Raw genomic sequence first — 12,517 nt, 5'->3', positions numbered from 1 at the left:
TTGGCCGTCAGCCGCCGTAGACGTCATCCACGGTCTTCAGCGGGTAGTGCGCAGGATAGGGACGCCGCGCCACACCCGAATCCACCGCGGCCTGGGCCACCGCCGCCGGGATACGCTCGAGCAACCGCACGTCGACCGGCGTGGGGATGATGTACTCGGGGCCGAACTCCATGTGCTCACGCTCATAGGCGTCGAGCACCGCCTGGGGCACCGGCTCGCGCGCCAGGTCCTTAAGGGCATGCACCGCAGCCACTTTCATCTCCTCGTTGATACGCGTGGCGCGAACGTCCAGCGCACCGCGGAAGATGAAGGGGAAGCCCAACACGTTGTTGACCTGATTGGGATAGTCGGAACGGCCGGTGGCCATGATCACGTCGGGCCGCGCTTCCCGCGCCACGTCGGGATGGATCTCCGGGTCGGGGTTGGTGCAGGCGAAGACGATGGGGTTCGGCGCCATCTTGCGCATGTGCTCAGCAGTCATCAGGTTGGGGCCAGACAGGCCGATGAACACGTCGGCGCCGTCGATGGCGTCGTCCAGCGTGCGCTTGTCGGTCTCCACCGCGAACATCGCCTTGTAGGGATTGAGCCCCTCGCGCCCGGCATGGATGACCCCACGACGATCGAGCATGATCAGGTTCTCGGAGCGGGCGCCACAGGCCACCAGCAGCTTCATGCAGGCAATCGCCGCGGCTCCGGCGCCAAGACAGACGATCTTGGCCCCTTCGAGGCGCTTGCCGGCGATCTCCAGTGCATTGAGCATGCCGGCCGCAGTGACGATGGCAGTGCCATGCTGATCGTCGTGGAATACGGGGATGCTGCACTGTTCGATGAGCGCCTGCTCGATCTCGAAACACTCGGGCGCCTTGATGTCCTCGAGGTTGATGCCACCCCAGGTATCGGCAATGCGCGCCACCGTATCGATGAAGGCCTGCGGACTTTCGGCATTGACCTCGATGTCCACCGAATTGATGCCGGCGAAGCACTTGAACAGTACACCCTTGCCTTCCATCACCGGCTTGCTGGCCAGCGGTCCCAGATTGCCCAGGCCGAGAATGGCACTGCCGTCGGAAATCACCGCGACCAGGTTGCCCTTGCCGGTATAGCGATAGGCATTCTCGGGGTCACGTGCGATCTCGCGCACCGGTTCGGCGACACCAGGACTGTAGGCAAGGGAAAGATCACGAGCGGTCGCAGTGGGCTTGGTCAGTTCCACGGAAAGCTTTCCGGGAATCGGCTTGGCGTGATAATCCAGCGCGGCCTGCTTCTTGGCGTCTGTCATGCTGTGAGTCCGGTATCCATCTCTTGGGAAAGGCCACCTACAATATAGAAAAACCTTCCACAGCTCAACAGCCGCCCCGTTTGGCGATTTTGAACGCTCGTTCGCGAACATTCGATTCCATTTGCTGCAACTTATGCCAAAAGCCCCAGCTATAACGCTTACCTTATCGCCAGCCTTTACGCCGCGCAAAAGAAAACCCGCCATGAAGGCGGGTCTCCTGAGCGATGATGCTCGCGGCAATGGCGAATCAGCCACGCTTGATGGCGGCACCGAAACGCTTGTTGAAACGCTCGACGCGACCACCGGTGGTCGCCTGCTTCTGCTTGCCGGTATAGAAAGGGTGGCACTGGGAGCAGACATCCAGTGACAGGTCATGACCGGCAGTAGAGCCGATCTCGAAGGTCGCGCCGCAGGAGCAAGTGGCGGTGACCGTCTTGTAATCCGGGTGAATACCTTGTTTCATCTTGAGCCTCATGGAGCGGTATGCCGCCACCTGATCCGTTGCCAGGCACCGCATACGGGTTGTCTGTCGTCGCTACTCGTTGAACATTAAGTTCGTTAACCAACCGGTAGCCGCCAAGAGCCTGACACCCTTCTGCCAACACCAGGAAGCAAGAGGGACAGACGTCACGACGGCCGGATATTCTAGCAGAGTTGACGCCGGAGGCCAATTGCCCGATTCCCTCTCTTCGCCACCGCCGCGCGTACTGCGCGTCGCCATCCCCAGTCCCCTGAGACGCCTGTTCGACTACCGTGCAAGCCATGAGGCGCCGCCGGGAGGGTGGCGGCCCGGTATTCGGGTACGCGTGCCGTTCGGCCGTCGTCAGGTCGTCGGGGTCGTGGTGGCGTGCGCCGCTCGAAGCGACCTGGCACCGGACAAGCTCAAGCCGGTGGAAGCCTGGCTGGATGCCGAGCCGCTGCCTGAGGATTGGCTATGGTTGTGTCAGTTCACGGCGCGCTACTACCAGCATTCGCTTGGCGACACCTTGCATCAGGCGATGCCCGTGCTGCTGCGCCAGGGTCGCCCCCTGGCCGGTCGCATGCGCGAGCGCTGGCAGGCCCTGACGGAGCCCGGCACGAACGACCCGCGCCTGAAGCGTGCTCCACGTCAGGCCGAGCTGCTGGCCATGTTGCGCCAGCATCCACACGGCTTGCCTACCCAAGCGATAGTGGCCCAGGGCTATTCCCGCGAACAGCTGACCACCCTGGTGGAAAAACAGCTAGCCGTCCGTGAAGAGATTCCTCTGACCGCCGCCGAACCCGCCACCGAGCAACTGCTCGCCGAGCCGGCCCTGCCACTCAACCGCGAACAGGCCCAGGCGTTGGCAGCCATCCATGAGCGGCTCGATGCCTTTCACCCCTGCCTGCTGCACGGGGTCACCGGCAGCGGCAAGACTGAAATCTACCTGCAGTTGATCGAGGCGGTGGTCGCCCGTGGCCGCCAGGCGCTGCTGCTGGTGCCGGAGATAGGATTGACACCGCAGACCCTGGCGCGCTTTCGCAGCCGTTTCCGGGTCCCCGTGGTGGCACTGCACTCGGGACTCACCGACAACGAGCGCCTGGACGCCTGGGAGGCAGTGGCCAGCGGCCGTGCGCCCATCGTCATCGGCACCCGCTCGGCAATCTTCACGCCGCTAGCGCGGCCCGGCGCCATCATCGTCGACGAGGAGCACGACGGCTCGTTCAAGCAACAGGAGGGGCTGCGCTACCACGCCCGCGATCTGGCCGTGGCCCGTGCCAAGCATCACGGCATCCCACTCGTATTGGGCAGCGCCACGCCCTCGCTGGAAAGCCTCTACCACGCCGAGCGCGGCAACTATCGCCACCTGCGCCTGACGCGCCGCGCCAGCCGCCATGCCCCGGCCCGACTGGAGCTGACCGATCTGCGCGGCCGGCCGCGCCAGGGCGGGCTCATCCCACCGGTCATCGAGGCGATACGCGAGACGCTCGCGGCCGGCCACCAAGTCCTGGTGTTCATCAACCGCCGCGGCTTCGCTCCGACATTGGCTTGCCATGCCTGCGGCTGGCTGGCCGACTGCGACTCCTGCGACGCGCGCATGACCCTGCACCGCCAACCGCCGATGCTGGCCTGCCATCACTGCGACAAACGCCGCCCGGTGCCCGACGCCTGCCCCAGTTGCGGCAGCGCCGACCTGCGCCCGCTGGGCAGCGGCACCGAGCGCACCGAAGAGACGCTCGCCGGCCTTTTCCCCAAGGTGCCGGTCCATCGCATCGATCGTGACAGCACGCGCCGGCGCGATGCCTTCGAGCAAACCCTCGCCCAGGTGCGGCGCGGCGAACCCTGTCTGCTGGTGGGCACCCAGATGCTGGCCAAGGGCCACCATCTGCCGCACGTTACGCTGGTGGTCGTGGTCAATGCCGATGCCGGGCTCTACGCCAGCGATTTTCGCGCCCTGGAACACAGCGCCCAGTTGCTCGTCCAGGTGGCCGGTCGTGCCGGCCGTGCCGCCCATCCCGGTCGCGTGCTGGTGCAAACCCTGCACACCGACGACCCTCACCTGCGGCTGCTCGCCGAACACGGCTACGATGCCCTGGCCGAGCAGCTGCTGGCCGAACGCCGCGCCGCCGCGCTGCCGCCCTATCGTTTTCTCGCCCTGCTGCGGCTGGAGAGCCCACGAGAGGACGCGACCATCTCGCTTGGCCGCGAGGCGGCAGCAATGCTGCGCGGCTGGATCGGCGAGCACGCCCCCGACGTGCATTGCCTGGGGCCGGTGCCCGCGCCCATGGAGCGGCGCCAGAACCGCTACCATGTCCAACTGCTGCTGAGCGCCGGTCGGCGCAGCCAGCTGCATGCCGCCTGCGCCCGGCTCACCGCCTGGCTGGAGGCCTCACCCGGGGCGCGCCGGGTGCGCTGGTCGCTGGACGTCGACCCGCAGACACTGGCTTAGCCACGAGCCACCAGCTTACCTCTTGGCCCGAAGCCCGAAGCCCGAAGCCCGAAGCCCGAAGCCCGAAGCGATGCTGGCAGGGTTTAAAGCCGCGCCACAATTGCCGATAATGTTCGACCAGCCCATTCTTCGTGGCCGCGCCATTCACGAGTGCCTCAGGCTAGCCTGGTCACTGTCATCGCCTCGTGCGCCCGCCGCAACAGGACATAGCCGCTTCATGAAAGAGACGATCATTTCCCTGCTCGAGAACGCCGTCGATACGCTCAAGCAGCAGGGCACACTGCCCGCCGATGCCGCGCCGACCGTCAAGGTCGATCCGACCAAGGACAAGGCTCACGGCGACTACGCCACCAATCTGGCACTGATGCTGGCCAAGCCGGCCGGTAAGAAGCCGCGCGAGCTGGCCGAGGCACTGGTCGCGGCGCTGCCGCAAAGCGACGCCGTGGAGAAGGTGGAGATCGCCGGGCCGGGCTTCATCAACTTCTTCGCCGCCGCCGACGCCGCCGCCCAGATCGTGCGCCAGGTACTGGATGCCGGCGACACTTTCGGCCGCAGCCTGGTCGGGCGCGGCCACAAGGTGCAGGTCGAATTCGTCTCCGCCAACCCCACCGGCCCGCTTCACGTTGGCCACGGCCGTGGTGCCGCCATCGGCGACTGCATCAGCCGGCTGCTCGAGGCCACCGGCTTTGATGTGACCCGCGAGTTCTACTACAACGACGCCGGGGCCCAGATCGCCAACCTGGCGCTCTCGGTACAGGCCCGCGCCAAGGGCCTCACCCCCGACGACGACGCCTGGCCCGAGGATGGTTATCGCGGCGACTACATCATCGAGGTGGCCAACGACTACCTGGCCGGCGAGACGGTGCACGCCGACGACCGCCACGTCACCGCCAAGGCCGACCCGGACGACCTCGACGCCATCCGCGACTTCGCCGTGGCCTGGCTGCGCCGTGAGCAGGACCTCGATCTCAAGGCCTTCGGCGTCTCCTTCGACGTCTATTTCCTGGAGTCTTCGCTCTATCGCGAAGGCAAGGTGGAAGAGGCGGTGGAGCGCCTGATCGCAGGCGGCCACACCTACGAGCAGGACGGCGCCCTGTGGCTGCGCACCACCGACTTCGGCGACGACAAGGACCGGGTGATGCGCAAGTCCGACGGCAGCTACACCTACTTCCTGCCCGACGTGGCCTATCACCTGAACAAGTGGCAGCGTGGCTTTACCACCGTTATCAACGAGCAGGGTGCCGATCACCATTCCACCGTGACCCGGGTCCGCGCCGGTCTGCAGGCGCTGGAAACCGGCATTCCTCAGGGCTGGCCCGACTACGTGCTGCACCAGATGGTGATGGTGACCCGCTCCGGCGTGGAGGTGAAGCTCTCCAAGCGCGCCGGCAGCTACGTCACCGTACGCGACCTGATCGACGAAGTGGGGCGCGATGCGACGCGCTTCTTCCTCGCTGCACGCCGCGCCGATTCGCAGCTCACTTTCGACATCGACCTGGCCCGCTCGCAGTCCAACGACAACCCGGTCTACTACGTGCAATACGCCCATGCCCGGGTGTGCAGCATGCTGCGCAAGGCCGAGGCCCAGGGGCTGAACTTCGATCACGACCTGGCGATGGTCAGCCTGGGCCGCCTGACTGAGGACCACGAGAAGGCGGTGATGAACCGACTGGCACGCTTCCCCGAGGTCGTCGACCATGCCGCCGCCTCGCGCGAACCGCAGCAGGTGGCCCAATACCTGCTGGATCTCGCAGCCGAATTCCACTCTTGCTACAACGCGGTGAAAGTCATGGTCGAGGACGACGAGTTGCGCAACGCCCGTCTGGCCCTGGGCCTGGCCACTCGCCAGGTACTGCGCAACGGCCTCGACCTGCTTGGCGTCAGTGCCCCGGAGGAGATGTAAGCCATGGCCGCTCGTCGCACGCCCAAGAAGCGCGGCGCCACCACCAGCCGCAAACGAACCCCCGCCCGGCGCGAGGGCTTTCGCCTGCCCGGCTGGGTGTGGGGCGTCGGCGGCGTCGTTGCGGGCTTCCTGCTGGCCCAGCACCAGCACGGCTCCGCCCCGTGGCAGGAAGGCAGCGATTCGCCACTGGCCAACCTGATCCCGCGGACACCAACGGAAGTCAGTGAACCCGCGCCGACCATCGAGCCGCGCGAACCGCGCATGCCGACCTTCGAGTTCTATACCCTGCTGCCCGAGGAAGTCGTGGCGCCACGCGAGGTCGCCTCCACTGCCTCGCCGCCTGAGCCGACGGTCAACGTGCCGCCTCCCATCGACGGCAATGCCGCCGCCGAACAGGCACCGGCCGACGACCCCATCGCCCAGGTGATTGCCGCCAACCTGCGTGACGAGGTGAGCGCCACCCCGGCCAGCGAGGCGGCGGCACCGGCGGGTACGCGCTACATGCTGCAGGCGGCATCGTTCCGCCAGCCGGAAGATGCCGAGCAACTGCGCCAGCGTCTGCGCAACCTGAGCCTGATGGCCCAGGTCAGCCAGGTGCAGTCCGCCGACGGCCAGACCTGGCACCGCGTCATGGTCGGCCCTTACGACGACACCCGGGAGCTCAACCGCGCCGAGGACCTGATGGTGACCCAGGGAATCACCCCACTGCGCCATCGCGCGACCAACTGAGCTCCCCTGACGGCACACACGGGGCGCGCATCGATTCCGCCCGCGCTCGACGAAGGCGCTTGAATTCGCCCCCTGCCGCCCGCACCTACCCTGAACGCTCTTTCACGGTCCCCGGACATGCCGGGGACCGAAAGTCACCGGGAGCCCTCGGCTCCCCGTTACGGAGTCATCTCCATGACCACGATCGTTTCCGTGCGCCGCGGTGATCAGGTGGCCCTGGCCGGCGACGGCCAGGTATCGCTGGGCAACACCGTGATGAAGGGCAATGCCAGCAAGGTTCGCCGCCTCTACCGCGGTCAGGTGCTGGCGGGTTTTGCCGGCGGCACCGCCGACGCCTTCACCCTGTTCGAGCGCTTCGAAGCGCAGCTGGAAAAGTACCAGGGCAACCTGGTCAAGGCGGCCGTGGAGCTGGCCAAGGACTGGCGCACCGACCGTGCCCTGCGTCGCCTCGAGGCCCTGCTCGCCGTGGCCGACAAGAACGCCTCGCTGATCATCACCGGCAACGGTGACGTGGTGGAGCCGGAGCGCGGCATCATCGCCATCGGCTCGGGCGGCAACTTCGCCCTGGCCGCGGCCCGCGCCCTGCTGGAGAACACCGACCTCTCGGCCAAGGAGATCACCGAGAAGTCGCTCGAGATCGCCGGCGACATCTGTGTGTTCACCAACCACCACGTCACCCTCGAAACGCTCTGAAGGCCGCCACCATGTCCCAGATGACACCCCGCGAGATCGTTCACGCCCTGGATCAGTACATCGTCGGTCAGCAGGACGCCAAGCGCGCCGTCGCCATCGCCCTGCGCAACCGCTGGCGTCGCATGCAACTCGATGACGACCTGCGCCCCGAGGTCACGCCCAAGAACATCCTGATGATCGGCCCCACCGGGGTCGGCAAGACCGAGATCGCCCGACGCCTTGCCAAGCTGGCCCGCGCCCCCTTCATCAAGGTCGAGGCGACCAAGTTCACCGAGGTGGGCTATGTCGGTCGCGACGTGGAATCGATCATTCGCGACCTCACCGAGGCCGCGGTCAAGCTGGTGCGCGAGCAGGCCAAGGACGAAGTGCGCCACCGCGCCGAGGACGCCGCCGAGGATCGCATTCTCGATGCCTTGCTGCCGCCTCCCCGCGGTCAGGAGGCCAGCCCGCGTGCCGACAGCTCCACTCGCCAGATCTTTCGCAAGAAGCTGCGTGAGGGCGACCTCGACGACAAGGAGATCGATATCGAGATCACCCCCCAGGGCCCGGGCATCGACATCATGACCCCGCCAGGCATGGAGGAGATGACCAGCCAGCTGCAGAGCCTGTTCTCCAACATGGGGCGCCACAAGACCGAGACCCGCCGGGTCAAGGTCAAGGACGCTTTCGCCCTGCTGCGTGACGAGGAGGCCGCCAAGCTGGTCAACGAGGAGGAGATCAAGCACCGCGCCATCGACGCCGTGGAGCAGAACGGCATCGTTTTTCTCGACGAGATCGACAAGGTAGCCAAGGGCAGCGGCCAATCCAGCGGCGGCGAGGTCTCCCGCGAGGGTGTGCAGCGCGACCTGCTGCCGCTCATCGAGGGCTCCACCGTCTCGACCAAGTACGGCATGGTCAAGACCGACCACATCCTGTTCATCGCCTCCGGTGCCTTCCACCTGTCGCGCCCGTCCGACCTGATTCCTGAGCTGCAGGGCCGCCTGCCAATCCGGGTCGAGCTGGAAGCGCTCACACCAGAGGACTTCAAGCGCATCCTCACCGAACCTTCCGCCGCCCTGACCAAGCAGTACAAGGCGCTGCTGGCCACCGAAGGGCTCCAGATCGACTTCACCGAGGATGGTATCGAGCGCATCGCCGAGATCGCCTGGAAGGTCAACGAGGGTACCGAGAACATCGGCGCGCGGCGCCTGCACACGGTAATGGAGCGACTGCTCGAGGAGGCCTCGTTCAAGGGCGCCGATCTTGGCAGCCCGCTGTCGATCGATGCCGCCTACGTCGACTCCCAGCTCGGCGAGCTGGCCATGGACGAGGATCTGTCGCGGTATATCCTCTAAAGCGCGGCTACGCCGCGCGAAGAGGGAAGAATGAAGAGGGAAGCAGTGCCATGCTCTTCCTTCTTCCAGGCGCGCAGCGCCGTTCTTCTGTCTCACATCTCACCGGAGGTGCCCCATGACAGCCCCCATCCCCAGCAAGATCCACTACCACAAGAAGGCCCGCGAGCTGGAGCTCACCTACCCCGACGGCGAGAGCCACCGCCTGCCGGTGGAGTACCTGCGCGTCTACTCCCCCTCCGCCGAGGTGCGCGGCCATCACCCCAGCCAGGCCGTGCTGCAGGTCGGCAAGAAGGACGTCGGTCTGAAGAACATCGAGCCGGTGGGCCGCTATGCCGTCAAGCTCGCTTTCGACGACGGCCACGACAGCGGTATCTACAGCTGGGAATACCTGTTCGAACTGATCGAGAACCGCGAGGCCTACTGGGCCGACTATCTCGAGCGTCTGGAGAAGGCTGGCGCGAGCCGCGAACCGCTGGGCATCGAGATCAAGCAGCTCTAATCGTGATCGAGCAGCTCCAGTAGCCCCAGCAGGTCAAAGACAAGGCAGCCGGGGGAAGGCTACAATGTGGCCCAACATGAGGCCAGGCCTCACCTTTCGCAGCGATTCGGGAGCCTTTCACGCATGAGCCCTCACTCCACCCCCGGGGACCAGCGCACCACCCACTTCGGCTATCAGGAAGTGCCGGTAGAGGAAAAGGCCTCGCGCGTGGCCGACGTATTCCATTCCGTGGCGGCGCGCTACGACGTCATGAACGATCTCATGTCGCTGGGCATCCACCGGCTGTGGAAGCGGCTCACCATTGAGCGCTCGGGCGTACGTCCCGGCCACAGCGTGCTCGACATCGCTGGCGGCACCGGCGATCTGACGCTCAAGTTCTCGCGCATGGTCGGCCCCCGCGGCCGGGTGGTACTGGCCGACATCAACGAATCCATGCTGCGGGTCGGGCGCGACAAGCTGCTCGACAATGGCGTCGGCGGCAACGTCGAGTACGTGCAGGCCAACGCCGAGTGCCTGCCGTTTCCCGACAACAGCTTCGACTGCATCACCATCGCCTTCGGCCTGCGCAACGTCACCGACAAGGACGCCGCGCTGCGCTCCATGGCCCGGGTGCTCAAGCCCGGCGGCCGGCTGCTGGTACTGGAATTCTCCAAGCCGAACAACCCCGTACTGACCCGTGCCTACGACGAATATTCCTTCCGTCTGCTGCCGCTGATGGGCCAGATGGTAGCGGGCGACGCCGACAGCTATCGCTACCTGGCCGAGTCGATTCGCATGCATCCCGACCAGGAGACGCTCAAGGCGATGATGGAAGCGGCAGGCCTGGAGCGGGTGGAATACACCAATCTCACCGGGGGCATCGTCGCCCTGCATCGCGGCATCAAGCTCTGAGGGCGCAATGACCTTGACCCCGACCCTGCTGCTGGCCGGCATCGAGCGCACCCTCAACGCCCTGCTCGCCCGGGACCTGGCCGCCCCCTCGCGCCTGGCCCGGCTGTCTGGCAGCCGGCTGTTGTTGCGCCTGGAGCGTCCCTCCCTGGCGTTGTTGCTGAGCTTCCATCCTCACGGCGTGGACCTGATGCGTCAGGACGACTTCGACGAGAGCAGCGCCGACACCGTGGTGGAACTCGATGCCGAGGCGCTGGGAGAGCTGCTTGGCGGCGAATCCCTGGAGCGCCTGATGTTCCGTGGCAGGCTCGCAGTGCGCGGGCGGGTCCATCTGCTCGAGGAGGTGCGTGACCTGTTCCTCGACCTCGAGATCGACTGGGAAGCGGAGCTGGCTCGCTGGCTGGGCGACGTACCCGCCCATAGCCTCGCCGAAGGGCTGCGAAGCCTGGCCCGCTGGGGCCTGCGTGCCCAGGAGGAAATGCGCGCCGATGTTGCCGAGTACGTGTTCGAGGAAGCTCGCCTGCTCCCCGGCCGCCGGCAGCTGGAGAACCTGCGCGATCATCTCACCGAACTGGAGGTGGCCACCGATCGACTCGACGCCCGCCTGACCCGGCTGCGCCGCAGGCTCGAGAGCGAGGCCGCGTCATGATGGGGCTACGGCTGCTGCGCATCATCTGGGTGATTACCCGCTATCGCCTGGATACCCTGCTGCCCTTGCAGCGCTTGCCGTGGTGGCTGCGGCTGGTCTTCGTGCTGTCACCGCTGCGGCTGGTGCCGGTGGGGCGTCGCAGCGGCGGCGAGCGCCTGCGCCTGGCGCTGGAGTCGCTCGGCCCCATCTTCGTCAAGTTCGGCCAACTGCTCTCCACCCGCCGCGACCTGCTACCGGAGGAGATCGCCGACGAGCTGCGCCGCCTGCAGGACCAGGTACCGCCTTTCCCCGGTAGCGAGGCCTCCGCCCTGGTGGAAACCGAGCTGCGCATGCCTCTCGAGGTCGCCTTCGCCCACTTCGAGCCCGAGCCGCTGGCCTCGGCCTCCATCGCCCAGGTGCATGCCGCCCGCCTGCATAGCGGCGAGGACGTGGTGGTCAAGATCATCCGCCCCGGTATCGACCACATCATGCGCCAGGACATGGCACTGATGTACCGCGTGGCCGGCCTGCTGACGCTGATCCCCGAGGCCCGCCGGCTGCGCCCCATCGAGGTGGTGCGCGACTATGAGGCAACCCTGTTCGACGAGCTCGATCTGCACAAGGAAGCGGCCAACACCTCGCAGCTCAAGCGCAATTTCAAGGATTCGCCGCTGCTCTACGTACCCACGATCTACTGGTCGCATACCCGCAAGCGAGTCATGGTGCAGGAACGCGTGCATGGCATTCCCGTTGCCGACATCGCCGCACTCGAGGCCCAGGGTACCGACCTCAAGCGACTCGCCGAGCGCGGCGTGGAGATCTTCTTCACCCAAGTGTTTCGCGACAACTTCTTCCACGCCGACATGCACCCGGGCAATATCTTCGTCGCTCGCGAGCACCCCCAGGACCCGCAGTACATCGCCATCGACTGCGGCATCGTCGGTAGCCTGACCCGCGAGGACCAGGACTACCTGGCACGCAACCTGCTGGCCTTCTTCCATCAGGACTATTACGAGGTCGCCGCACTGCACATCGAGTCGGGCTGGGTCGGCGAGGAGACTCGCGCCAACGAATTCGCCGCGGCGATCCGCACGGTATGCGAGCCGATTCTGGAGAAACCGCTCAAGGACATCTCCTTCGGGCAGGTGCTGCTCGGCCTGTTCCAGACCGCGCGGCGCTTCAACATGGAGGTGCAGCCACAACTGGTACTGCTGCAGAAGACCCTGCTCAACATCGAGGGCCTGGGACGCCAGCTCTATCCCGACCTCGACCTGTGGAGCACCGCCAAGCCATACCTGGAGCGCTGGATGAAGGAGCGCGCCGGAGCGGTCGGGCTATGGGAGTCGCTCAAGCGCCAGGCACCGGAGCTGTCGCGCCAACTGCCTGAGCTACCCAGCGTGGCCCACCAGGCACTGACCCGGATCGAGCACGAGCACCGCCAGCGCCGTCGCCAGGCCATGGCCCTGAACGGCATCCAGCACCAGCTTCGCGTTGGCCGCCGCGGCGGTCGACGCCTGCGCCTGGGGGTGTTGCTGGCCGGGCTGGCACTGGCCTGGCAGCCGCTGTCCGAGTGGGCCGTGAACCAACCCTGGCCGATACTGGCCCTTGGTGCCATCGGCCTCGTGCTGCTGGCCTGGCAATGAACTTGACCCACC

Annotated in this window: 11 protein-coding genes; 9 read left to right on the top strand and 2 right to left on the bottom strand. The window is 66.3% G+C overall.

The features are described from left to right. Positions 1 to 7 precede the first annotated feature (7 nt). Together EKK97_RS03205 and rpmE are read right to left on the bottom strand one after the other, a co-directional pair. The gene (locus tag EKK97_RS03205) at positions 8 to 1,279 is read right to left on the bottom strand and encodes a malic enzyme-like NAD(P)-binding protein (RefSeq protein ID WP_159549003.1); all 1,272 of its coding nucleotides are present in this window, start codon (positions 1,277 to 1,279) and stop codon (positions 8 to 10) included. Positions 1,280 to 1,526: 247 nt separating this feature from the next. After that, on the bottom strand, positions 1,527 to 1,742 hold the full coding sequence (rpmE, locus tag EKK97_RS03200) for a 50S ribosomal protein L31 (RefSeq protein ID WP_159549000.1): 216 nt from the start codon (positions 1,740 to 1,742) through the stop codon (positions 1,527 to 1,529). 208 nt (positions 1,743 to 1,950) lie between these two features. On the opposite strand from rpmE, the gene EKK97_RS03195 reads away from it, so the two are divergent. From EKK97_RS03195 to ubiB, 9 genes are all read left to right on the top strand, one after another. Beyond that, positions 1,951 to 4,188 carry a primosomal protein N' gene (locus EKK97_RS03195; RefSeq protein ID WP_159548997.1) on the top strand — a complete coding sequence of 746 codons (2,238 nt, stop codon included), beginning with the start codon at positions 1,951 to 1,953 and terminating at the stop codon, positions 4,186 to 4,188. A gap of 217 nt (positions 4,189 to 4,405) precedes the next feature. After that, the gene (gene argS, locus EKK97_RS03190) at positions 4,406 to 6,091 is read left to right on the top strand and encodes an arginine--tRNA ligase (protein ID WP_159548994.1); all 1,686 of its coding nucleotides are present in this window, start codon (positions 4,406 to 4,408) and stop codon (positions 6,089 to 6,091) included. Positions 6,092 to 6,094: 3 nt separating this feature from the next. Further along, on the top strand, positions 6,095 to 6,820 hold the full coding sequence (locus EKK97_RS03185) for an SPOR domain-containing protein (RefSeq protein ID WP_159548991.1): 726 nt from the start codon (positions 6,095 to 6,097) through the stop codon (positions 6,818 to 6,820). Between the two features lie 174 nt (positions 6,821 to 6,994). Then, positions 6,995 to 7,513, top strand: a complete 519-nt coding sequence (gene hslV / locus EKK97_RS03180) for an ATP-dependent protease subunit HslV (protein ID WP_159548988.1) — start codon at positions 6,995 to 6,997, stop codon at positions 7,511 to 7,513. An 11-nt stretch (positions 7,514 to 7,524) separates the two neighbouring features. Next, complete coding sequence (gene hslU, locus EKK97_RS03175; protein WP_159548985.1) at positions 7,525 to 8,847, top strand: ATP-dependent protease ATPase subunit HslU; 1,323 nt, start codon at positions 7,525 to 7,527, stop codon at positions 8,845 to 8,847. Positions 8,848 to 8,962: 115 nt separating this feature from the next. After that, a complete protein-coding gene (locus EKK97_RS03170) occupies positions 8,963 to 9,346 on the top strand; it encodes a gamma-butyrobetaine hydroxylase family protein (protein WP_159548982.1) in 384 nt (127 codons plus the stop codon). Positions 9,347 to 9,469: 123 nt separating this feature from the next. Next, on the top strand, positions 9,470 to 10,237 hold the full coding sequence (gene ubiE, locus EKK97_RS03165; protein ID WP_159548979.1) for a bifunctional demethylmenaquinone methyltransferase/2-methoxy-6-polyprenyl-1,4-benzoquinol methylase UbiE: 768 nt from the start codon (positions 9,470 to 9,472) through the stop codon (positions 10,235 to 10,237). 7 nt (positions 10,238 to 10,244) lie between these two features. Next, complete coding sequence (locus EKK97_RS03160) at positions 10,245 to 10,883, top strand: ubiquinone biosynthesis accessory factor UbiJ (protein WP_159548976.1); 639 nt, start codon at positions 10,245 to 10,247, stop codon at positions 10,881 to 10,883. Further along, positions 10,883 to 12,505, top strand: a complete 1,623-nt coding sequence (gene ubiB, locus EKK97_RS03155) for a ubiquinone biosynthesis regulatory protein kinase UbiB (protein WP_159555665.1) — start codon at positions 10,883 to 10,885, stop codon at positions 12,503 to 12,505. Before EKK97_RS03160 ends, ubiB begins: the two co-directional genes overlap by 1 nt. Positions 12,506 to 12,517 lie beyond the last annotated feature (12 nt).

Source organism: Billgrantia tianxiuensis (assembly GCF_009834345.1).
In the GTDB taxonomy this organism is placed as follows: domain Bacteria; phylum Pseudomonadota; class Gammaproteobacteria; order Pseudomonadales; family Halomonadaceae; genus Halomonas; species Halomonas tianxiuensis.
The sequence above is the reverse complement of the archived record's forward strand: the minus strand, read 5'-3'. Positions and strand labels throughout refer to the sequence as shown.

What these genes read in the sequence shown, in the direction of transcription:
- EKK97_RS03205 (WP_159549003.1), bottom strand. Translation starts at nt 1,279, where the DNA reads ATGACAGACGCCAAGAAGCAGGCCGCGCTGGATTATCACGCCAAGCCG.
- rpmE (WP_159549000.1), bottom strand. Translation starts at nt 1,742, where the DNA reads ATGAAACAAGGTATTCACCCGGATTACAAGACGGTCACCGCCACTTGC.
- argS (WP_159548994.1), top strand. Translation starts at nt 4,406, where the DNA reads ATGAAAGAGACGATCATTTCCCTGCTCGAGAACGCCGTCGATACGCTC.
- EKK97_RS03185 (WP_159548991.1), top strand. Translation starts at nt 6,095, where the DNA reads ATGGCCGCTCGTCGCACGCCCAAGAAGCGCGGCGCCACCACCAGCCGC.
- hslV (WP_159548988.1), top strand. Translation starts at nt 6,995, where the DNA reads ATGACCACGATCGTTTCCGTGCGCCGCGGTGATCAGGTGGCCCTGGCC.
- hslU (WP_159548985.1), top strand. Translation starts at nt 7,525, where the DNA reads ATGTCCCAGATGACACCCCGCGAGATCGTTCACGCCCTGGATCAGTAC.
- EKK97_RS03170 (WP_159548982.1), top strand. Translation starts at nt 8,963, where the DNA reads ATGACAGCCCCCATCCCCAGCAAGATCCACTACCACAAGAAGGCCCGC.
- ubiE (WP_159548979.1), top strand. Translation starts at nt 9,470, where the DNA reads ATGAGCCCTCACTCCACCCCCGGGGACCAGCGCACCACCCACTTCGGC.
- EKK97_RS03160 (WP_159548976.1), top strand. Translation starts at nt 10,245, where the DNA reads ATGACCTTGACCCCGACCCTGCTGCTGGCCGGCATCGAGCGCACCCTC.
- ubiB (WP_159555665.1), top strand. Translation starts at nt 10,883, where the DNA reads ATGGGGCTACGGCTGCTGCGCATCATCTGGGTGATTACCCGCTATCGC.